A 22,415-nucleotide genomic window follows, 5' to 3' on the forward strand; every position below is an offset into this window, starting at 1 on the left:
CGCGGCTCCTTCGAGTAGGGCCTGCAAGTCGGCCTGCAAGTTGGGCCTGGCATACAAGGGTTCAGGCGTCGCGGGGTGCCGTGCTCGCGCGTTCCGTCAGCCGAGGCGGCAGCAGCGTCGCCTCCGGTACGTCGTCGCCGCCCAGCTTGCGCATCAGCAGCTCCACCGCCCGCTCGCCCACCTCGGCCGACGGCAGGGCGACGGAGGTGACGGGCACCCGGACGCTCTCGGCGAGCTCGTCCGGGCAGATCGCGGTGACGGACAGATCGCCGGGCACCCGCAGCCCGAGCTGCTCGAACGCCTCGACCAGCGGCTCCAGCACCGGCTCGTTGTGCACGACGACCCCGGTCAGCGCGGGCTGCTCACGCAGCAACTGCTCGGCGACCCGGCGGGCGGCTGCCGGGTTCGCCTCGCACGGGTGGACGGCGGAGGCCAGCCCGCCGCGGTCGGCGGCGGCGGTGAACCCCTGCACCACGCGCTGCGCGAACGCCGTTCCGCGCACGTACACCTCCGGCGGCGACCCGACCAGGGCCACCACCCGGTGCCCGAGCCGCGCCAGATGGTCCACGCACGCCTCGCCGGCCGCCCGGAAGTCGAGGTCGATGCAGGTCAGCCCGGCAGCGTCGGAGGGGAAGCCGATCATCACGGAAGGTCTCTCCAGCGAGCGCAGCAGCGGCAGCCGGGGGTCGTCGAGCTGGACGTCCATCACGATCAGCGCGTCCACCAGAGCGGTGTCCGCGACCCGGCGCAGCCCCTCCTCGCCCTCCTCCTGGGTGAGCAGGAGGACATCGTGGTCGTGCCGGCGCGCGGTGGTCACCACGGAGACCGCGAACTGCATGACGACCGGCACATGGATCCCCGCCCGCAGCGGTACGACCAACGCCAGCACGTTCGACTTGCTGCTCGCCAGCGCCCGGGCCCCCGCGTGCGGCCGGTAGCCCAGCTCGCGGATGGCCACCTCGACGCGCTGCCGGGTCTCCTCGGAGATCGGGCGCTTGCCGCTCAGCGCGTACGACACCGTGCTGGGTGAGACCCCGGCGTGCTTCGCCACATCGGTGATCTTGACCATCAGCCCAGCTCCAGGGTGAGGAAGCCGGTGCCCGCCTGCGCCCGCGCGATCCGCTCGCCCACCGCCAGCGCCCACGGCGCCGAGGGATCACTGGAGGACGCCCGCAGCGTGTCCCCCTCCCGTACGACGGTGAAGGTGACGTCCCCGACCGGCACGGTCACCTGGTCGCCCCGCCCCAGCCCGTACGCCCGCAGGGTGACCCCGTCGGCGTGCGGATAGTCGGGCCGGTCGTCCACCGCGCCCACCGGGATCACCGCCCCCGGCCGCACCAGCAGCGGCACACCGAGGAAGTCGTGCCGCTCGCGCACCCAGCGCGGCCCGGTCACCGTCTCGCCGGTCACGAAGTGGGTCCAGGTGCCTTCGGGAACGTAGTAGGTAACGTCCCCCTCGTCGGAGAACACGGGCGCGACCAGCAGGTCCGGGCCCAGCATGTACTGCCGCTCCAGATGCGCGCACCCGGGGTCGTCCGGGAACTCCAGCACCATCGCCCGCATCATCGGCAGGCCGTCGGTGTGGGCGGTGCGGGCGGCCTCGTACAGGTACGGCATCAGGCGCAGCTTCAGCCGCGTGAAGTGCCGCAGGACGTCCACCGACTCCTCGTCGAACAGCCACGGCACGCGGTAGGAGGAGGAGCCGTGCAGGCGGCTGTGCGAGGAGAGCAGGCCGAAGGCCAGCCAGCGTTTGAAGAGGGCCGGGGTCGGCGTGCCCTCGAAGCCGCCGATGTCGTGGCTCCAGAAGCCGAAGCCGGACAGGCCGAGGGAGAGCCCGCCGCGCAGCGACTCCGCCATCGACTCGTACGTCGCCTCGCAGTCGCCACCCCAGTGCACGGGGAACTTCTGACTCCCGCTCGTCGCCGACCGGGCGAAGAGGACCGCCTCGCTCTCGCCCCGGTGCTTGCGCAGCACCTCGAAAACAGTGCGGTTGTACAGGTACGTGTAGTAGTTGTGCATCCGCTCCGGGTCGGAGCCGTCCGACCAGGCCACGTCGAGCGGGACGCGCTCGCCGAAGTCGGTCTTGAAGCAGTCGACGCCCTGCGCGAGCAGCGCCTCCAGCTTCGACGCGTACCAGTCACGCGCGGCCGGGCTGGTGAAGTCGACCAGCGCCATACCGGGCTGCCACATGTCCCACTGCCAGACGCTCCCGTCCGGCCGCCTCAGCAGATGCCCGAGCGCCTTGCCCTCCGCGAACAACGGCGACCGCTGCGCGATGTACGGGTTGATCCACACGCTGATCCGCAGCCCGCGCTCCTTCAGCCGCGCCAGCATGCCCTCCGGGTCCGGGAAGACCCGTGGATCCCACTGGAAGTCGCACCAGTTGAACTCGCGCATCCAGAAGCAGTCGAAGTGGAACACGGACAGCGGCAGTTCGCGCTCCCGCATGCCCTCGATGAAGGAGGTGACGGTCTCCTCGTCGTACGACGTGGTGAACGACGTCGACAGCCACAGCCCGAACGACCAGGCGGGCGGCAGCGCCGGGCGGCCGGTGAGGGCCGTGTACTTGCGCAGGATGTCCTTCGGGGTCGGCCCGTAGATGACGTAGTACGTCAACTCCTGCGTCTCCGCGCTGAACTGCGCCCGGGACACCACCTCCGAGGCCACCTCGAAGGACACCTTGCCCGGGTGGTCGACGAAGACGCCGTAGCCCGCGTCCGTCAGATAGAAGGGGACGTTCTTGTACGCCTGTTCGCTGCAGGTGCCGCCGTCGGACTGCCAGACGTCGACGACCTGGCCGTTCCTGACCAGCGGGCCGAAGCGTTCACCGAGGCCGTAGACACTGGTCCCCACGCCCAGGTTGAGCTGCTCGCGCAGGTAGTGCCCGCCGCTCGCGTCCCGCATGATGCCCATGCTCTTGTGGCCGCTGGAGGTGAGGACCCGGCCGTGGGCGAGGAACTCGACGTGCCAGGGGCCGCCCCGGGCGACCTTCACGGACAGCGCGCCGGAGGTCAGGGTCGCGTGCTCGTCGTCGTAGGAGACCTGTGGGGTGGTCTCGCTCCCGGTGAGCTCGAACTCGGGGCCGCGCTGCTCCTCGCCCGTGAAGTGGGTCAGGGTGAGGCCGATGACGTCGGGCATGGGGGTGTGCGCGTTGATCGTCATGACGGGTCCCGTCATCAGGTCGCCGCGGGAGCGGATGGGCCTGGTCGGCGCGTGGATCTCCAGCGTGCCGGCCGACGCGGTGACGTCGTACGCCTCGGCCGGGTAGGACGCGGTGACGCCCTCCCGCAGCAGCCAGTAACCGTCGGTGAACTTCATGGGTGGGGGGTTCCTTACTTCACGGCTCCCACCGCGATGCCGCGGGTGAGCGTTCGCTGGAAGACGAGGAAGAACACGAGGGCGGGCAGGACGCCGAGCAGGGCCGCCGCGTTGGTCATCGTGGCGTCCATCAGGCGCTGGCCCTGGAGGACACCCAGGGCCACCGACACGGTCTGGTTGTCGTTGGAGATCAGCATGACCAGGGGGAGCAGGAACTCGTTCCAGGTCCAGATGAAGAAGAACACCATCAGCACTCCCAGGGTGGGCCGGCTGACGGGGACGACGATCCGCCACAGGACCTGCCACTTGTTCGCGCCGTCGATACGGGCGGCCTCGATGATCTCCCGGGGGAACTGGCCGAGCACGGAGGACAGCAGGTACGTGCCGAAGGCCGCCTGGATCACCGTGAAGACGATGATCACGCTGAGCCTGGTGTCGTACAGGCCGACCTGCTTGCTCAGGTAGTACACCGGGTAGACCAGCGCCTCCTGCGGCAGCATGTTCGCCAGCACGAAGAAGGCCAGGACCCAGGTGCGGCCCTTGATACGTCCGATGCCGATCGCGTAGGCGTTGAGGACCGAGAGCACCACCGCGAGGATCGCCACCGAGCCGCTGATCAGCACCGAGTTGATCAGCTTCTGGCTGTAGTCCACCCGCTCCCAGAAATCCTTCAGACCGTCCAGGTGGAGACCGTCGGGCAGGCTCAGCGGGCCGCTCCGGGAGTACTCCGCCGGGGACTTGACCGCGTTGACCGCCACGATCAGGAACGGCACGACCATGAAGAGGGCGGCGAGACAGAGGGCGATCAGGACCGGGTAACGGCGTAGGGCCCTCGTCATGTGCGCACCCCTTCCTCGGCGTCCTCCGCGCGGGTCTGGAGCTTCAGCCCGACCAGCGAGAGGGCGAGGATGATCACGGTCAGGACGGTGGAGATAGCGGCGCCGTAGCCGACCTGGGTCTTCTCGAAGAACGTGGTGAAGGAGAAGTAGGACGGGACGTTCGTGGCGCCGCCGGGTCCGCCCTTGGTCAGGACGTACACCGCACCGAACACCTTCAGCGCGGCGATCGAGCACCAGGTCAGGACGACATACGTCTCCGGGCGGATCTGCGGCAGCGTGATGTGCCAGAAGCGGCGCCACCAGCCGGCGCCGTCCAGCTCGGCCGCCTCGTACAGCTGCGGGTCGACGCGCTGCAGGCCGGCCATGAACACGACCAGCGGGAAGCCGAGCTGCACCCACACCATCACGCCCATCACGCTGTACAGCGCGAGGTCGGGGTCGCCGAGCCAATCCTGCTGCCAGGACTCCAGGCCGATCGCCTTGAGGAGCTCGTTGAGCGAGCCGTTGTCGGGGGCCAGGATCCAGCTCCAGACGATGCCGGCGACGGCGATCGGCAGGACCTGGGGGAGGTAGAAGCAGGCGCGCAGTACGGCCGCTGTCTTCGCCCCGAAGTGCTTGCCGACGTAGTCGAACAGGGCGGCGGCCAGGACCAGTCCGAGGACCGTGGGGATCGCCGCCATGGCGACGACCATGAACAGGCTGTGCCGGAAGGACTCCCAGAACTCCGAGTCGTCCAGCAGCTCGCGGTAGTTGGCGAGCCCGGCCCACTTCGGGCTGCCCACGCCCTGCCAGTCGGTGAAGCTCACGCCCGTGTTCATCAGGAACGGGACGACGATCACCGCGGCGAAGGCGAGGGCGCCCGGGAGCAGGAACAGCGCGTACGAGGAGCCGGGGCGGCGCGGGGGCCGGGGGCCGTGGCCCTTGCCGACCACCCGCGCGTCCCGTTCGACGGTCACCGTCATTGCTTCGGCGCGCCCTTGTCGTACGCCTCCTGGAGGGCGTCGAGGTAGTCGTCCGGTTTCCCGCTGCCGGTGATCAGCTTCTGGGTCTCGGAGACGAGGACGTCGTAGAAGCCGGGGACCGGCCAGTCGGGGTAGAAGGCCAGACCGTCCCGCCGGCTCAGCGTGTTGAAGTTGGCGATGAGGCTCTTGGCCTTGGGGTCCGTGACGGCGTTCGCGTCGGCCGCGACCGGGACGCCGCCCTTGTTGCCGAGGAGGTCCTGGATCTTCTTCGACATGGTGATGTCGATGAAGTCGTAGGCGAGGTCCTTGTTCTTGGCGTTCTTCGGGACGACCCACAGGTTGCCGCCGGAGCCCAGGGTCAGGTTCGAGTCGGGCCACAGGAAGGTGCCCCAGTCGAACTTGGCCTCGTCCTGGAAGCGGCCGTACCACCAGCTGCCGGAGAACAGGATCGGCGCCTTGCCCTGGATGAAGGAGACGCCGGCCTCCTCGGCCTTGGTGCTGGTGGAGTTCTTGCCGATGTACCCCTTCTTCACCCAGTCGGCGAAGGTCTCGGCGGCGTACGTCCAGGCCTGGTCGTGGAAGTCCGTCCTGCCCTTGTACAGCTCGTAGGAGTCGACCCAGGAGCGGTCGGCCTTGGAGAGGGCCAGTTGGTAGAGGTACTGCTGGGCGATGTACTCGGCGCCCGCGTTGGCGAGTGGGGTGACGCCCTTCTTGACGAAGGTGTCCATCGCTGCGGTCAGCTCGGCGAACGTCTTCGGCTCTGCGATCCTGTACTTGGCGAAGAGGTCCTTGTTGTAGAACACCATCGTGTACTCGGCGTAGTTGGGCACGCCGTACCACTTGCCGGAGCCCATCACGCCGTTGGCGTCGTACACGCTGGTCGTGCGCACGCCCGCGCCGATCTTCTTGTCCCAGCCGCGCTTGGTCGCCTCGGTGCTCAGGTCGGTGAGGAGTCCCTGCTTGGAGAGCAGGCCCGCCGTCGCGTTGCCCTTGTTGTACTCCATGAGGTCCGGCGCGTCGGAGGAGTTCAGGACCATCGGGGCGGTCTTCTGGATCTGCTCGAAGCTCTTTTCCTCGTACTTCACCTTCACGCCCGGGTGCGTGGCCTCGAACTCCTTGATGGCCTCGTTCCAGGCGATGCCCATCGCGCTGTTCGGGGCCTCGTAGTGCCACAGCCGCAGGGTCTTGCCGTCGGAGGAGCCGCCGTCGTCCGATCCGCCGCAGGAGGTCGTCAGCAGGGATCCCGCGAGGATCACCGCACTCGCCACCACACGCCTTCGTGCCGTCAACATCCAGGGTCTCCAGGGGGGTCGGAGTCGGATGGGTCTCGGGTCGTCACGCAGCGCTCATCGAATCGATTCGATGCGTGACGTCGAAGCGCTTCGACGGGCGAAGGTATGTGGCGGCTGTGAGTGGCGTCAATGGGGTGTGCATGAATTTGCGGTGCGGTGCGGTGTGCTGTCGCGCGTCTGTGAGTGGGTGGGTCGGGGCCGTGGCGGTGCGTCGAGCCCGTCGCGGGTCGCGCCCCACTGGTGCTGCCACGGTTGAGCGGCGTTGGGATCTGCTAAGCGACGGGCTGCGACGCACCGCCACGGCCCGCTCCCGTCGTCCTGCGGCTGCCGGCCCGCCGCTGGGTGAGTGTGGTCAGTCGGGCGGCGGCGGGTGATCCCGTCCTCGTAGTGGTGAATTTTTTGGCCATGGTCGAGTGGTGCTGCGGGCGCTTGTTGATCCCGTTCCGGTGTCCCGGGTGTCACTCGTGTGGCGAAAGGGCCTGGTGCGTCCGGGATTCGATGCGCTTCGACGGGGTGCGGACCTTTCGAGCGGCCCGTGGGTGGATGGATTCCGGCCATCGACGTGGACATGCTAAAAACAGGCAATTGACGCGTTGGCGCACTTACCGGTCGTCGCTGCGCTAGATTCAGGGCCCCCGAGCGCCCTGTGTCAAGGGGGCGCGCAAAATCCGGTGGGGGCCGGGTTCCATCGACGTGCGCTCGGGTCGTTACGCGCACCCGGAATCGTCCCGTGGGGGGAACAGCGCACGTGAAGAAATGGCGGGAAGACGCTCAACTGGAGTGGCCCGAAGCGGCATCCGCGACTCGAGGCACACCGGTGACGGGCGTCAACACACAGGAGTTCCCGGAAACCGGAGGCAGTGACGGTCTGGCCGGGCTGCCCGGCGCCGAGATCCGCGATCCCTGGCAGGAGCAGCCCGGCGACAGTGGAGCCGCGGTCAACGACCCGCGGGAAGTGACCGTCCAGCTCGACTCCGTACGGCCCGGTGACGCCGTGCCGCAGGGCGCGGGTGAGGCGGACGGCGCCCAGGAAGCGTCGGAGGGACCGGTGTTCGTCGACGAGACCGGCCGCCGCAGGCTCCGGATCCGCCGCCTCGGCATCTGCGTGGGCGTCGCCTGCGCCTCCTACGCCGCCGTCATCGTCGGCACGCTCCTGTCGGGCAACTCCGACGCGCCGTGGCTGCCGGTGCCGGTCCAGGACGACGACAAACCCGCGTCCAAGGTCGAGGCCGACAGCCCGCCCGAGCCCAGCACGACGACCGCTCCGGTCCTGCCGCCGATCGGCCCCCTCCTGCCGGGCCCGGTCGGCCCCTTCCTGCCCGGTGTGGTCGTCAAGCCCTCCGTGGGCGGCGTGGCCCTCAAGCCGGGCAGCACTCCGCGGCCCAGTGCCTCCGTCGGCGTGCCCGGACCGAGCCCGTCAGCCAAGCCCGGGCCCGCGACCAGTGCTCCCGTCCAGCCGACCCCGGGCGTCACCACGCCCGCCCCGGGCCCCGGTTCGAGCGCACCGGTCCTGCCGCCACCGCCGCCGTCCTCCCCGCAGCCCTCCCCGACGAGCGACAGCCCCTCGCCCGCCGCCTCCCCGTCCCCGGCCCCGGCCCCGGCCGGTGACGGCACCGGCACCATGGCCGAGGGAACGCCTTCGCCGGTGCCCACCGCGTCCGAGGGGCCCTCGTCGCCGGCGCCGGAGCCGTCGAGCCCCACCTCCCCGTCCCCGGAGAACGTCGTCTGATGGCATCCCGCACCAACCGTCGATCAACCAGGAAGACAGGCGGTTCGACGGCCGCTCGACGACGCCCGCTTCCGATGCGGCAACTGCTGCCCCTGCTCCTCCTGCTCGCCCTGGCGGCGATGCTCATGCTGCGCGGCTACGTGCACAGCGAGATCCTCGCCGACCACCGCATCCGGCCCGAGGCCGCGGCCGACCGGGTGCCCGAGAAGATCCTCGAGGGCGGCCCGGTCATCGACACCCGCGGCCGCACCGCCACCACCCTCGACGTGCCGGACCACCGGATCGTCCTCACCTTCGACGACGGACCCGACCCGACCTGGACGCCCAAGGTGCTCGACGTGCTGAAGAAGCACCACGCGCACGGCGTCTTCTTCATCACCGGCACCATGGCCTCCCGTTACCCCGACCTGGTCCGGCGCATGGCGGCCGAGGGCCACGAGATCGGCCTGCACACCTTCAACCACCCCGACCTCTCCCTGCAGACCAGGAAGCGCATCGACTGGGAGCTGTCTCAGAACCAGATGGCACTCGCCGGAGCGGTCGGCATCCGCTCCTCGCTGTTCCGGCCGCCGTACTCCTCCACCGCCTCCGCGATGGACGACGCGACCTGGCCGGTCACCCAGTACGTCGGCAGCCACGGCTACATCACCGTCCTGACCACCGACGACAGCGAGGACTGGCGCAGGCCCGGCGTCGCGGAGATCGTCCGCAACTCCACGCCGAAGGACGGCAAGGGCGCGATCGTCCTGATGCACGACTCCGGCGGTGACCGCCATCAGACCGTCCAGGCCCTCGACCGGCTGCTGCCCGAACTCAAGCAGCGCGGCTACCGCTTCCAGAACCTCACCGAGGCTCTGAACGCCCCCTCCGCGCACACCGAGGTCACCGGCCTCGACCTGTGGAAGGGCAAGGCGTGGGTCTTCCTGGTGGGGGCCTCCGACACCATCACCGACGTCCTCGTCGTCGGCCTCGCGGTGATCGGCTTCCTGGTCCTCGCCCGTTTCGGTCTGATGCTGCTGCTGTCCGGCATCCACGTCCGCCGCACCCGCCGCAAGGGCTTCACCTGGGGCCCGGACGCGCCGGTCACCGAACCGGTCTCGGTGCTGGTCCCGGCGTACAACGAGGCCAAGTGCATCGAGAACACCGTGCGTTCCCTGATGCGCAGCGAGCACCCCGTCGAGGTCCTCGTCATCGACGACGGCTCCGCCGACGGCACGGCCCGCATCGTGGAGGACCTGGACCTGCCGAACGTACGCGTCGTCAGACAGCTCAACGCGGGCAAGCCCGCCGCCCTCAACCGGGGTATCGCCAACGCCAGTCACGACCTGATCGTGATGATGGACGGCGACACGGTCTTCGAACCGGCCACCGTCCGCGAACTCGTCCAGCCCTTCGCCGACCCACGCGTCGGCGCCGTCGCCGGCAACGCCAAGGTCGGCAACAAGGACACCCTCATCGGTGCCTGGCAGCACATCGAGTACGTGATGGGCTTCAACCTCGACCGCCGTATGTACGACGTCCTGCGGTGCATGCCCACCATCCCCGGCGCCGTCGGCGCCTTCCGCCGCACGGCCCTCGACCGGGTCGGCGGCATGAGCGACGACACCCTCGCCGAGGACACCGACATCACCATGGCCATCCACCGCGACGGCTGGCACGTGGTCTACGCGGAGAAGGCCCGCGCCTGGACGGAGGCCCCCGAGTCGGTCCAGCAGCTGTGGTCGCAGCGCTACCGCTGGTCGTACGGCACCATGCAGGCGATCTGGAAGCACCGCCGCGCGCTCGTCGAACGGGGCCCCTCGGGCCGCTTCGGCCGCGTGGGCCTGCCCCTGGTGGCGCTGTTCATGATCGTCGCCCCGCTGCTGGCGCCCCTGTTCGACGTGTTCCTCTTCTACGGGCTGTTCTTCGGGCCCACCGGCAAGACGATCGCCGCCTGGTTCGGCGTACTGGCCATCCAGGCCGCCTGCGCCGCGTACGCCTTCGTCCTCGACCGCGAACGCCTCACCCCGCTGATCTCGCTGCCCCTGCAGCAGATCCTCTACCGCCAGCTCATGTACGTCGTCCTGCTGCAGTCCTGGGTCACCGCCCTGACCGGCGGCCGGCTGCGCTGGCAGAAACTCCGGCGCAAGGGCCAGGTGGCCGCGCCGCCCGGCGAGACGGCGGCCAGCCGGCAGGCCGTGGACGCTCGGGACCAGGAGGCGGTCCGATGACCACGACTCCCGCTCTGCCCACCGACACCCAGGACGAGCCGGCGCCGGTCGAACCGGTGCGCACACCACCCGCCCGCGACCGCTACTTCGACCTGCTGCGCGCGATCGCCCTGTTCCGCGTCGTCTTCTACCACCTGATGGGCTGGGCCTGGCTGCCCGTGGTGTTCCCGTCGATGGGCGTGATGTTCGCCCTCGCCGGCAACCTCATGGCCCGCTCCCTCAAGCGGCCCGCCCCGCAGGTCGTACGCGGCCGACTGCGCCGACTGCTGCCGCCGCTGTGGCTGCTCGGCGCGATCGGCGTGACCGGCATGCTGCTCCAGGGCTGGGGACCGGACTCCGAGGGGCACCCGCTCTGGTGGTGGTTCCACCTCGCCTACTGGATCCTGCCGCTGAGCGAACCGTCGGCCCCCGAGACCCTCCCCGGCGTCCACGGCTTTCTCACCGAGGACTGGGCGGCCCAAGTCGCCGTCCCGCTCTGGTACGTGCGCGCCTACCTCTGGTACGTCGTGCTCTCCCCGTTCCTGCTCAAGGCCCTGCGGGCGTTGCCGTGGCCGACGATCCTCGCCCCGATCGCCCTCACCGGCGCCCTCACCTGGGGCTGGGTCAACATCCCCAGCACACGGATCGACTCCGCCGTCGCCGACTTCGCCACCTTCGGCGCCTGCTGGCTCCTCGGCATGGCCCACCAGGAAGGCATCCTGAAACGCCTGCCCCGCTACGTCGTCCCGTCCGTGGCACCCGCCGTCGCCGCCGTGGGCCTCTGGTACGCCCTCACCCACGGCTTCCGGCCCGGCAACGACCTCGACGACATCCCCTTCGGCCAGGCCCTGTGGTCCTTCGCCACGGTCCTGCTGCTCCTGCACCTCAGCCCGACCTGGACGGAGTGGCCGCGCCGGCTGCGCCGCTGGGACCGCCTGATCACGCTCCTCAACTCCCGGGCGGTGACGATCTACCTCTGGCACAACGTCTGCATCGTCGTCGCGGCGGCACTGTGGGACCGGCTCTGGGGCTTCGAGGCCCTGGAGGTGCACTTCTCCTGGCTCCTGGAGAGCTCCTGGCCGGTTCTCGTCCTCGTCTGGATCCTCGTCGCCGGCTGCGTGGTCTGCTTCGGCTGGGCGGAGGACCTGGCCGCGCGGCGCAGGCCCCGGCTGTGGCCGGACGGGTCGCAACGCCCCACGCGGGAGGGAACTCACCGGGCCTGAGGACGGGCCCCGCCGTCGACACGTAGGGTGCGACGGGGTGGGACGGTCGACGCAAAGACCTCTCACCCCGTTTTCCTCGGCGGTGAGAGCAAAGTTCCTTTCCGGTCACCCACAGCCACAGACAGGAAACGCGCCCTCCCTACCTTCGGAACTCATCACCGCTCAATCCCCCCGCACCACCCGAGCACCCGAGCCCCGAAGCCCCGTGGAGGCGTCATGACAGCCCCTAGCACAGCCCCCGCTCGAAACAGGGGAGGTCGCTGGATCGAGCACTGGGATCCGGAGGACGAGACCTTCTGGCAGCAGAGCGGCGAGAAGATCGCCCGCCGCAACCTGTTCTTCTCCGTCCTCTCCGAGCACATCGGGTTCTCGATCTGGACCATGTGGTCGGTGCTGGTGCTCTTCATGGGCCCGGAGTACGGCCTGACACCGGCGGACAAGTTCCTGCTGACGTCGATGGTCACCCTGGTCGGCGCGGTCGTCCGCGTCCCCTACACCTTCGCCGTCGCCATCTTCGGCGGCCGGAACTGGACGATCATCTCCGCCGGTCTCCTGCTCATCCCCACGGTCGCCGCGTTCTCGGTGATGGAACCGGGCACCTCCTTCAACACCTTCCTGCTCGTCGGTCTCCTCGCCGGCATCGGCGGCGGCAACTTCGCCTCCTCCATGACCAACATCAACGCCTTCTTCCCGCTGCGGAAGAAGGGCTGGGCGCTCGGTCTGAACGCGGGCGGCGGCAACATCGGCGTGCCGGTGCTCCAGCTCGTCGCGCTCGCGGTCATCGGCGCCAGCGGCGGACCGCGCGTGCTGCTGGGCATCTACATCCCGCTGATCCTGGTCGCCGCCGTCCTCGCCGCCCTGTTCATGGACAACCTCACGTCCGTGAAGAACGACACCGGCGCCGCCAAGGACGCCGCGAAGGACGCCCACACCTGGATCATGTCCTTCCTCTACGTCGGCACGTTCGGCTCGTTCATCGGCTACAGCTTCGCCTTCGGCCAGGTCCTGACGAACCAGTTCGGCCGCACCCCGCTGGAGGCGGCGTACGTCACCTTCATCGGTCCGCTGCTCGGCTCGCTGATCCGGCCCCTGGGCGGCTGGATGGCCGACCGTTACGGCGGCGCGAGGATCACCCTGTGGAACTACGTCGGGATGGCCGCGGCGACCGCCGTCCTCATCGCCGCCAGCATGGAGAAGTCGCTGACCCTCTTCACCGTCGCGTTCGTGGTGCTGTTCGTCCTCAGCGGCCTCGGCAACGGCTCGACGTACAAGATGATCCCCGGCATCTTCCAGGCCAAGGCCGTCGCCAAGGGGCTCCAGGGCGAGGAGGCCGCGAGCTACGGGCGGCGACTGTCCGGGGCCTCGATGGGTCTCATCGGGGCGGTGGGCGCGCTCGGTGGCGTGGGCATCAACCTCGCCTTCCGGCAGTCCTTCCTCTCCTACGGCTCCGGCACCGGCGCCTTCGTCGCCTTCCTCGCCTTCTACGGCGTGTGTTTCGTGGTCACTTGGGCCGTATACCTTCGCCGGTCGGCCGACCGCATCACGGCCACGGGCGGCGCTTCGGAGGCGAAGCCGCAGCTCAGCTACGCCGAGGTGTGAGCTGTGCCACCGGTGAAACACGTGCCGGGGGCGTGACGTAACACCAGCGACATGTAGCCGAACCGAGCCTGTCACGGACCGTTGACAGGCTCGCTCGGCATGTAGGTGCGACGAACTCGAGCGGGACGAGTGTGATGTACGAGCAACAGCAGCGACCGGAACACGGGCCCCTCGCGGGGTTCACAGTAGGAGTCACGGCCGCGCGCCGGGCCGACGAGCTCGGAGCGCTGCTCCAGCGGCGCGGCGCGGCGGTTCTGCATGCACCCGCCCTGCGCATCGTGCAGCTCTCCGACGACGGTGAGCTGCTCGCCGCCACCAAGGACCTCATCGACCAGGCGCCGGACGTCGTGGTGGCCACCACCGCCATCGGCTTCCGGGGCTGGGTCGAGGCCGCCGAGGGCTGGGGGCTCGGCGAGTCGCTGCTGGAGCGGCTGCGCGGGGTGGAACTGCTCGCCCGCGGGCCCAAGGTCAAGGGGTCCGTCCGGGCCGCCGGGCTGACCGAGGACTGGTCGCCGTCGAGCGAGTCCATGGCCGAGGTGCTCGACCGGCTCCTCGAGGAGGGCGTCGACGGCCGTCGGGTCGCCGTCCAACTGCACGGCGAGCCGCTGCCCGGGTTCGTCGAGGCGTTGCGGGAGGCGGGAGCGGAGGTCGTCGGCGTGCCGGTCTACCGGTGGATGCCGCCCGAGGACCTCTCGCCCGTGGACCGCCTCCTCGACGCCACCGTCTCGCGCGGCCTCGACGCGGTCACCTTCACCAGCGCGCCGGCCGCCGTGTCCCTGCTCGCCCGGGCCGAGGAACGCGGGCTGCTGCCCGAGGTGCTGGCCGCCCTCAACCACGATGTGCTCCCGGCCTGCGTCGGCCCGGTCACCGCGCTGCCGTTGCAGGCCCGGGGCATCGACACGGTGCAGCCCGAGCGCTTCCGGCTCGGCCCCCTCGTCCAACTGCTGTGCCAGGAACTGCCCGGCCGGGCGCGGACGCTGCCGGTCGCGGGGCACCGGGTGGAGATCCGCGGCCACGCGGTCCTGGTGGACGGTGAGTTGAAGCCCGTACCGCCGGCCGGGATGTCGCTGCTGCGTGCACTGTCCCGGCGGCCGGGCTGGGTCGTCCCCCGCGCGGACCTGCTGCGCGCGCTGCCGGGCGCGGGCCGCGACGAACACGCCGTGGAGACGGCGATGGCTCGGCTCCGTACGGCCCTGGGGGCGCCGAAGTTGATCCAGACGGTGGTGAAGCGGGGGTATCGGTTGGCTCTGGACCCGGCGGCGGACGCGAAGTACGCGGACGCGTGAGTTCTGGTGCCCGGCGTTTTGAGGCACCGTGCGCTGGTGCCGGCCTCGCTGGGGGCTGCCGCCCCCAGGCCCCCGCTTTCGGCCTGAACGGCCTCGTCCTCAAGCGCCGGACGGGCTGAGATGACTGGACCCGCGCCGAGAAGGAGCGCCGCGCCGGTGCACAGGGGACGGCGCCGGGCGGGCTGGAAGGGTCGACCGGTGTCACGAGGGGTTCCGGGCGCGCCAGCGGGAAGGCACTGTAAGAAGGCAACGGTTCTTCCCGCCCTTCTCACTGGTCCCTTCCCCCGGGGCAACCCCTAGGCGGTGACAGGCACATGGCACTGGGTACGGCCACGGCCTCGTACGAGCTGCGGTTCGACGCCGGGCGGATCTGTCTGGATCTGCTCGCCACCACCCACCCCTTCGAACACCTCGACTCCCTTCCGCCCCTGTGCGCCTGGATCACCGGCTCCGGACTCGTCCCGGCCGGCACCCCGCTGGCGCACGCCGACCCCTCCTGGGTCGTGGGATTCCGGGAACTGCGCCGGGCCGTCGGCCTGTTGGTGCACGGCCGGCTCGCCGCGTCCGAGATGCGCGCGGCGGCGTACGGCCCCGCGCTGGCCCGGGTCAACGACCTCGCCCGCGCCGCGCCCCCGGCCCCCCTCGCCGTACCGGGTGAGGACGGGGCACTCGTACGGAAGTTGGCCGGACCGCCCGCCTGCGCCGCGCTGCTCGCCGCCGTCGCCCGGGACGCCGTGGAGTTGCTCACCGACCCCGCCGCGCACGCCGGACTGCGTCAGTGCGAAGGGGACAACTGCCCCATCGTGTACGTCGACACCTCCCGCGGACGCAGACGCCGTTGGTGCTCCAGTGAGGTCTGCGGGAACCGCGAAAGAGTGGCCCGGCACCGCCGTCGAGTGGCCCTCACACGCGCTTGAAAGACCCCAACTACGGGTATGTGCACGGCCGTACGCCTTCCTGTGTGCCCGGTATGCGGCTTCTGTGGAGTGGTCGTCGAAGTGATTTCGACAACACTCCGTTTGGTTGCGGCGGCGTAGGGGCAGCGCCCCCCAACTTGCCAGCGTGGCGGAAATGTAAAGAAGAAGCGGGGAGTATGTGCACCCATGTCCCCCTCGTCACGTCACCCCGAAGAAAAGTGTCGCGTCACTTTGAACACGCGAAGCTCCCCGCGCGTACCCCGTGTTGAGCGACCGGCAGGGGGAACCCCCGGACATCGGAGGTGGGCGTGCGCAAAGATTCCGTCGTGGCCAATGAACATGGAACGAGGGCCCGACATCGCATGTCCCAGCCCTCGGAACCAGATGAGGAGCTGATGCGTGCCCTCTACAGAGAGCACGCGGGACCGCTGCTCGCCTATGTCCTCCGCCTGGTTGCCGGAGACCGGCAGCGCGCCGAGGACGTCGTGCAGGAAACCCTCATCCGTGCCTGGAAGAACGCCGGTCAGCTCAATCGGGCGACCGGATCGGTACGCCCCTGGCTGGTGACGGTCGCTCGCCGCATCGTCATCGACGGCCACCGCAGCCGGCAGGCCCGGCCGCAGGAGGTCGACCCGTCGCCGCTGGAGGTCATCCCCGCGGAGGACGAGATCGACAAGGCGCTGTGGCTGATGACTCTGTCGGACGCACTCGACGACCTGACCCCGGCTCACCGGGAGGTGCTCGTCGAGACGTACTTCAAGGGGCGTACCGTCAATGAGGCGGCGCAGACCCTGGGGATACCCAGCGGCACTGTGCGCTCGCGGGTCTTCTATGCACTGAGGTCGATGAAGCTTGCTCTGGAAGAGCGGGGGGTGACGGCGTGATGAGCATGTACGGGGGATTCGGAACAGGTGGTTCGGGTATGTCTGGGCCCATGCAGGGATCTCAGGCTCCGAACGAGCACGAGACCGTCGGCGCCTACGCCCTCGGGATCCTCGACGACGCGGAGGCGACCGCCTTCGAAGCACACCTCGCCACCTGCGAGTGGTGCGCCCAGCAGCTCGACGAGCTCGCCGGGATGGAACCGATGCTGGCCGCCCTCGCGGACCTGCCCGGCTCCGGCACGCCCACCATCGGCGACTCGCTGTCCGCCAAGCCCGCCCCGCGGATGGCGGAGAAGCTCGTCGACGAGGTCGTCGTCCAGCGCGCGCAGAAGCGCCGGCGCAGCTTCTTCATGCTCGCGGCATCGGTCGCGCTGATCATCGCCGGCCCGCTCGCGGCCATGGCGGCGACCGGTGGCGACAGCGGCGGCGGCGCGAAGGTCGAGGCGGGCGCCAGCCCCGCCCAGTCGGTCTTCGACAAGCTTCCCCAGAAGGTCTCCGGCACCGACGCCGCCACCAAGGTCACGGCGACCGTCGGCATGGAGAAGAAGGCCTGGGGCACCGAGGCCGTGGTCAAGCTGAACAACGTGGCCGGCCCGAACAAGTGCTCGCTCATCGCCGTCGGCAAGAACGGCGAGCGCGAGACCATCTCCTCCTGGTCCGTCCCGGAGTGGGGCTACGGCCTCCCCGGAGCCAAGACGGAACAGGCCAAGAACCCGCTCTACGTCCAGGGTGGCGCCGCCTTCACGCCGGACGAGATCGACCACTTCGAGGTCATGACCTTCGACGGCAAGAAGCTCGTCCAGATCGACGCGTAGGGCCTGCCCCCGCAAGCCCCTCGCCTCCACAGGCCCCCTTCGCGTACGGTTGACGGCTGCCCAGCACGTCAGAAGGGGGCCCGGTGGCCGCTCAGGCTCAGCAGGAAGCCGCGCTCGACCCGGTTCACGACTCCGTTCGTGACCGGGAGATCAGCGTCGAACAGGAACACCTCGACCGGGTGTACCAGCGCCTCGAGGAGAAGATCCACGAGGCCGAGTTCCTCATGCACGACGCGGCCAAACGCGGCCAGGTCGGTACGCCCGGCGCGCTCGCCGAGCGGGACGCCCAGGTCTTCCGGGCGGGTGTCCACCTGAACCGGCTCAACAACGAGTTCGAGGACTTCCTCTTCGGCCGGATCGACCTGCTCCTCGGCAAGGACGGCAAGAAGGGGCCCGACGGCGCCTACACCGCCGTGGAACCGGCCGAGGGCGCGGTCCGCCCGGACAACACCGCCGACATCGCCGAGACCCTGCACATCGGCCGCATCGGCGTCCTCGACGCCGACTACACACCGCTGGTGATCGACTGGCGGGCCCCGGCGGCCGCCCCCTTCTACCGCTCCACCCCGGTCGACCCCGGCCGGGTCGTGCGCCGGCGCGTCATCCGCTCCAAGGGCCGCAAGGTCCTCGGCGTCGAGGACGACCTCATGCGCCCCGAGCTGAAGGCCCACCTCGACGGCGGCGAACTGCCCGTCATCGGCGACGGCGCCCTCATGGCCGCCCTCGGCCAGGCCCGCAGCCACACCATGCGCGACATCGTCGCCTCCATCCAGGCCGAGCAGGACCTGGTCATCCGCGCCCCCGCCGCCTCCGTGACGTACGTCGAGGGCGGCCCCGGCACCGGCAAGACCGCCGTCGCCCTGCACCGCGCGGCCTACCTCCTCTACCAGGACCGGCGCCGCTACGCCGGCGGCATCCTGATCGTCTCCCCGACCCCGCTCCTCGTCGCCTACACCGAGGGCGTGCTGCCCTCCCTCGGCGAGGAGGGCCAGGTCGCCATCCGCGCCATCGGCTCCCTCGTCGACGGCATGGAAGCCACCCTGTACGACTCCCCGGCGGTGGCCCGCGCGAAGGGCTCGTACCGGATGCTGAGAGTGCTCCGCAAGGCGGCACGGGGAGCGCTGGAATTCGGCCCCGCAGCCCCGGTCGGCCACCGCTCTTCCGACGCCGCCGAGGACGGAGCCCCTCCGAACGGGCACGCCGGCTCGGGTGCGCCCGGCGGTCAGCTCGCCTTCGACGTGCCCGGGGACACCGCCCCCGCCGGTCCTCCCACCCGTCTGCGGGTCGTCGCGTTCGGGCGGCGCCTGGAGCTGGAGGCCGACGAGCTCGCCCGGGTGCGACAGACGGCGCTCGGCGGCACCGCGCCGGTGAACCTGTTGCGTCCCCGTGCCCGCAAGCTGCTCCTGGACGCCCTGTGGGAGCGCTCCGGTGCAGCCGGCCGGCACACCGACCCCGAGCTCGCCGCCGAGCTGCGGTCCTCCTTCGACGAGGACGTCACCTCCGAGGACAGCTTCATCACGTTCCTCGACGCCTGGTGGCCCGAGCTGACCCCCAGATCCGTCCTGGAGGCCATGGCGGACGAGCGGCGCCTCGGCCGCTGGGCCCGCCGCATCCTGAACCCCGGCGAGGTGCGCAGGGTCGCCCGCTCCCTGAAGCGCCAGGGCCACTCCGTGCACGACATCGCCCTGCTCGACGAGCTCCAGGCGATCCTCGGCGCCCCGGCCCGCCCGAAGAGGCGGCGCGAGTACGACCCGCTCGACCAGCTCACCGGTTTGGAGGAGCTGATGCCCGTACGCGAGGAGTCGCAGCGCGAACGGGCCGAGCGCCTGGCGCAGGAGCGCACCGAGTACGCGCACGTCATCGTCGACGAGGCCCAGGACCTCACGCCGATGCAGTGGCGCATGGTCGGCCGCCGCGGCCGGCACGCCACCTGGACGGTCGTCGGCGACCCGGCCCAGTCCTCCTGGTCCGACCCCGACGAGGCGGCCGAGGCCCGCGACGAGGCCCTCGGCACCCGTCCGCGCCGCCGCTTCCAGCTGACCGTGAACTACCGCAACCCGGCCGAGATCGCCGAACTCGCGGCGAAGGTCCTGGCCCTGGCCATGCCCGGCGCCGAGTCGCCCTCCGCGGTCCGCTCCACCGGTGTCGTACCGCGCTTCACCGCGGTGGAGGACTCCCTCGCCGCCACCGTGCGCGCGGAGGCCCAGCGTCTGCTGGAGCGCGTCGACGGCACCGTCGGCGTCGTCGTCGCCATGAACCGCCGCGAGGAGGCCCGACGTTGGCTCGCCGATCTCGGCGACCGCGTGGTGGCCCTGGGCAGCCTGGAGGCCAAGGGTCTGGAGTACGACGCCACCGTGGTCGTCTCCCCGGCCGAGATCGCCGACGAGTCCCCGGCGGGCCTCCGGGTCCTCTACGTCGCCCTGACCCGCGCCACGCAGCAGCTCACGGTCGTCTCGGGGGAGCGGGACGAACCCGACGCCGCCGGGGTGCCGGACCTGCTGAGGGACTGATTGAGATGAACTCCGCGCACGGGAATGGCCTTACGGGATCTGTTTGTTAGCCTGGATGTGGCACCGGCCCGATCCAAGCCCCCGGGCCCAACCTTCGTCGCTACGAGCGACCACTTGCCGCGAGGCGAGCATGGCGGGTCGGTGCCACTGAGCATGAGGAGAGGCCCACGTCACCATGTGATGTGGGCCTCTTTGCGTTGAGAACAGCCGAGAACAAAACGTTCTCAATCCGAGGCGGCTACCGCGTACTCGACAGTAGGTGCGACGATCGGACCGCACATCCAGCGTCACAGGTGAAAGCAGAGGAAGTCGGCCATGGCAACGGCGCCCAGCGTCTCCTACTCGATGACGGTCCGGTTGGAGGTGCCCGCGAGCGGAACCGCCGTCTCGCAGCTCACCACCGCCGTGGAGTCCTCCGGAGGCTCGGTCACCGGCCTCGACGTCACCGCCTCCGGACACGAGAAGCTCCGGATCGACGTCACCATCGCGGCCACCTCGACCGGGCACGCCGACGAGATCGTCGAGAAGCTGCGCGGTATCGAGGGCGTCACGCTGGGCAAGGTCTCCGACCGTACGTTCCTCATGCACCTCGGCGGCAAGATCGAGATGGCGTCGAAGCACCCCATCCGCAACCGTGACGACCTCTCCATGGTCTACACGCCGGGTGTGGCGCGCGTCTGCATGGCGATCGCCGAGAACCCCGAGGACGCCCGCCGCCTCACCATCAAGCGCAACTCCGTTGCGGTCGTGACGGACGGCTCCGCCGTGCTGGGCCTGGGCAACATCGGCCCCAAGGCCGCTCTGCCGGTCATGGAGGGCAAGGCGGCCCTCTTCAAGCGCTTCGCCGGCATCGACGCCTGGCCGATCTGCCTGGACACCCAGGACACCGACGCGATCGTCGAGATCGTCAAGGCCATCGCCCCCGGGTTCGCCGGCATCAACCTCGAGGACATCTCCGCACCCCGCTGCTTCGAGATCGAGGCCCGGCTGCGCGAGGCCCTCGACATCCCCGTCTTCCACGACGACCAGCACGGCACGGCGATCGTCGTCCTCGCCGCCCTCACCAACGCACTTCGCGTCGCGGGCAAGGCAATTGAGAACATCCGCGTCGTCATGTCCGGCGCCGGCGCGGCCGGCACGGCCATCCTCAAGCTGCTGATCGCCGCGGGCGTGAAGAACGCCGTCGTCGCCGACATCCACGGCGTCGTGCACTCCGGCCGCGAGGACCTCGTCGACGCCGCTCCGGGCTCGGCGCTGCGCTGGATCGCCGACAACACCAACCCGGAGAACCTCACTGGCACGCTGAAGGAGGCCGTGCGCGACGCGGACGTCTTCATCGGCGTCTCCGCCCCGAACGTCCTCGACGGCGACGACGTGGCCGCCATGGCCGACGGCGCGATCGTGTTCGCGCTCGCGAACCCCGACCCCGAGGTCGACCCGGCGATCGCCCGCCAGACCGCCGCGGTCGTGGCCACCGGCCGCTCCGACTTCCCGAACCAGATCAACAACGTGCTGGTCTTCCCGGGCGTCTTCCGCGGTCTGCTGGACGCGCAGTCCCGCACCGTCAACACCGAGATGATGCTCGCGGCCGCGAAGGCGCTGGCGGACGTGGTGACCGAGGACGAGCTGAACCCGAACTACATCATTCCGAGCGTCTTCAACGACAAGGTCGCCGGTGCGGTCGCCGGCGCGGTGCGGGAGGCCGCGAAGGCCGTCGGAGCGGCGGCGCCGACGGCGTCGTAGGCTCGGCCGTAGGGTCATTCGCGCAGTTGTGAGGATCGCCACGACTGGCCGGGCACCGGCGCGTCGTGGAACCAGGGGCCTTCGGCCGCCCTCTATCGTGGCGGCCAGGCTCAGGTCCTCAGGGCCTTGCGGTCCGCTGCCGGGAGGAACCGGAGCGTCACCACACCGAGGCAGTGGCGCTTTTCGTGTGACTCCCAAGGGTGTTCTGGCGACTCCTGCGGGTGCCGGATTGGCTTTCCCGCCGCAGGTAGGGGCAGGATGCGTCCCTGGGCGCGAGGGTCTGACGACGGACCCGGCTCCGGGGACTGTCAGAGGACCCTGGCAGCATCGGCTTCGCTGTGCCCACCATGCGGCTCCGCCGCGTGGCACGCCTCATTGGCAAGTAGAACACGGGAGTAACAACATGAACCGCAGTGAGCTGGTGGCCGCGCTGGCCGACCGCGCCGAGGTGACCCGTAAGGACGCCGACGCCGTGCTGGCCGCGTTCGCCGAGGTCGTCGGCGACATCGTCTCCAAGGGCGACGAGAAGGTCACCATCCCCGGCTTCCTGACCTTCGAGCGCACCCACCGTGCCGCTCGCACCGCGCGCAACCCGCAGACCGGCGACCCGATCCAGATCCCGGCCGGCTACAGCGTGAAGGTCTCCGCGGGCTCGAAGCTCAAGGAAGCGGCCAAGGGTAAGTAAGCCCCCCGTCAGCGCCGTGTCGCTTGGCGCCGTGGGCGACTGCGGGCCCGCCTGTGGCTGGCCGCGCAGTTCCCCGCGCCCCTCAGGGCGCTGCAGTGAACGCCGATGGGGCGGTCACCCGAATCCGGGTGACCGCCCCATCGGCGTATACACGAGCCATCTGATGCCCCCCGGGCCCCCAGCCGGAGGGCCGGGGGATGACCCCCGGGCCCCCAGCCGGGGCGTGTGGCCCTGAGCCGGGGGTGTGTGGCTGGGGTCAGCCGAGTGCCTTGCCGGGGAGTTCGACCTTCGCGCCCAGCTCCACGAGCTTCTCCATGCTGTGTCTGTCCGGGGGATGACCCCCGGGCCCCCAGCCGGGGCGTGTGGCCCTGAGCCGGGGGTGTGTGGCTGGGGTCAGCCGAGTGCCTTGCCGGGGAGTTCGACC

16 protein-coding genes are annotated in these 22,415 nt (G+C 70.3%); 11 read left to right on the forward strand and 5 right to left on the reverse strand.

Annotated elements, in window-relative coordinates; all coding sequences use genetic code 11:
- Nucleotides 1-61: 61 nt before the first annotated feature.
- Genes ACGFNV_RS42905 through ACGFNV_RS42925 form a run of 5 tightly spaced genes read right to left on the reverse strand, consistent with a single transcriptional unit; the run spans nt 62 to nt 6,411 of the window.
- Nucleotides 62-1,069, reverse strand: coding sequence for a LacI family DNA-binding transcriptional regulator (locus ACGFNV_RS42905; protein ID WP_393630660.1), 1,008 nt, complete (start codon nt 1,067-1,069; stop codon nt 62-64).
- Nucleotides 1,069-3,318 (reverse strand): alpha-xylosidase, encoded by a 2,250-nt coding sequence (yicI, locus tag ACGFNV_RS42910; protein WP_393630662.1) that lies wholly within the window; start codon nt 3,316-3,318, stop codon nt 1,069-1,071. Before yicI ends, ACGFNV_RS42905 begins: the two co-directional genes overlap by 1 nt.
- A 14-nt stretch (nt 3,319-3,332) precedes the next feature.
- Nucleotides 3,333-4,157 carry a carbohydrate ABC transporter permease gene (locus ACGFNV_RS42915; protein ID WP_393630664.1) on the reverse strand — a complete coding sequence of 275 codons (825 nt, stop codon included), beginning with the start codon at nt 4,155-4,157 and terminating at the stop codon, nt 3,333-3,335.
- Complete coding sequence (locus ACGFNV_RS42920) at nt 4,154-5,119, reverse strand: carbohydrate ABC transporter permease (protein ID WP_393630666.1); 966 nt, start codon at nt 5,117-5,119, stop codon at nt 4,154-4,156. The genes ACGFNV_RS42915 and ACGFNV_RS42920 overlap by 4 nt, the downstream gene beginning before the upstream one ends.
- Complete coding sequence (locus ACGFNV_RS42925) at nt 5,116-6,411, reverse strand: ABC transporter substrate-binding protein (RefSeq protein ID WP_393630668.1); 1,296 nt, start codon at nt 6,409-6,411, stop codon at nt 5,116-5,118. Before ACGFNV_RS42925 ends, ACGFNV_RS42920 begins: the two co-directional genes overlap by 4 nt.
- An 817-nt stretch (nt 6,412-7,228) precedes the next feature.
- Between ACGFNV_RS42925 and ACGFNV_RS42930 the strand changes: the two genes are divergently transcribed.
- The 11 genes from ACGFNV_RS42930 (at nt 7,229) to ACGFNV_RS42980 (ending at nt 21,991) form a co-directional block, all read left to right on the forward strand.
- Nucleotides 7,229-8,140: a hypothetical protein gene (locus ACGFNV_RS42930; RefSeq protein WP_393630670.1), complete on the forward strand. Its 912-nt coding sequence runs from the start codon at nt 7,229-7,231 to the stop codon at nt 8,138-8,140.
- Nucleotides 8,140-10,350, forward strand: coding sequence for a bifunctional polysaccharide deacetylase/glycosyltransferase family 2 protein (locus ACGFNV_RS42935; RefSeq protein ID WP_393630672.1), 2,211 nt, complete (start codon nt 8,140-8,142; stop codon nt 10,348-10,350). The genes ACGFNV_RS42930 and ACGFNV_RS42935 overlap by 1 nt, the downstream gene beginning before the upstream one ends.
- A complete protein-coding gene (locus tag ACGFNV_RS42940) occupies nt 10,347-11,552 on the forward strand; it encodes an acyltransferase (protein ID WP_393630674.1) in 1,206 nt (401 codons plus the stop codon). Before ACGFNV_RS42935 ends, ACGFNV_RS42940 begins: the two co-directional genes overlap by 4 nt.
- 216 nt (nt 11,553-11,768) lie before the next feature.
- Complete coding sequence (locus ACGFNV_RS42945) at nt 11,769-13,151, forward strand: nitrate/nitrite transporter (protein WP_393630676.1); 1,383 nt, start codon at nt 11,769-11,771, stop codon at nt 13,149-13,151.
- A 134-nt stretch (nt 13,152-13,285) separates the two neighbouring features.
- Nucleotides 13,286-14,437, forward strand: a complete 1,152-nt coding sequence (locus ACGFNV_RS42950) for a uroporphyrinogen-III synthase (protein ID WP_393630678.1) — start codon at nt 13,286-13,288, stop codon at nt 14,435-14,437.
- A 314-nt stretch (nt 14,438-14,751) separates the two neighbouring features.
- Entirely contained in the window at nt 14,752-15,354 is a 603-nt protein-coding gene (locus ACGFNV_RS42955) for a CGNR zinc finger domain-containing protein (RefSeq protein ID WP_393630679.1), read from the forward strand.
- A 362-nt stretch (nt 15,355-15,716) separates the two neighbouring features.
- Nucleotides 15,717-16,238 (forward strand): sigma-70 family RNA polymerase sigma factor, encoded by a 522-nt coding sequence (locus tag ACGFNV_RS42960; protein ID WP_037675339.1) that lies wholly within the window; start codon nt 15,717-15,719, stop codon nt 16,236-16,238.
- Between the two features lie 50 nt (nt 16,239-16,288).
- Complete coding sequence (locus tag ACGFNV_RS42965) at nt 16,289-17,053, forward strand: anti-sigma factor family protein (RefSeq protein ID WP_393630681.1); 765 nt, start codon at nt 16,289-16,291, stop codon at nt 17,051-17,053.
- 83 nt (nt 17,054-17,136) lie between these two features.
- Nucleotides 17,137-19,563 carry a HelD family protein gene (locus ACGFNV_RS42970; protein WP_393630683.1) on the forward strand — a complete coding sequence of 809 codons (2,427 nt, stop codon included), beginning with the start codon at nt 17,137-17,139 and terminating at the stop codon, nt 19,561-19,563.
- A gap of 315 nt (nt 19,564-19,878) precedes the next feature.
- Nucleotides 19,879-21,306: an NAD-dependent malic enzyme gene (locus ACGFNV_RS42975; RefSeq protein WP_133931400.1), complete on the forward strand. Its 1,428-nt coding sequence runs from the start codon at nt 19,879-19,881 to the stop codon at nt 21,304-21,306.
- A gap of 403 nt (nt 21,307-21,709) precedes the next feature.
- The gene (locus tag ACGFNV_RS42980) at nt 21,710-21,991 is read left to right on the forward strand and encodes an HU family DNA-binding protein (protein ID WP_004000874.1); all 282 of its coding nucleotides are present in this window, start codon (nt 21,710-21,712) and stop codon (nt 21,989-21,991) included.
- The last annotated feature ends 424 nt before the right edge of the window (nt 21,992-22,415 follow it).

Source organism: Streptomyces sp. NPDC048751, from assembly GCF_043198595.1.
Lineage (GTDB): Bacteria > Actinomycetota > Actinomycetes > Streptomycetales > Streptomycetaceae > Streptomyces.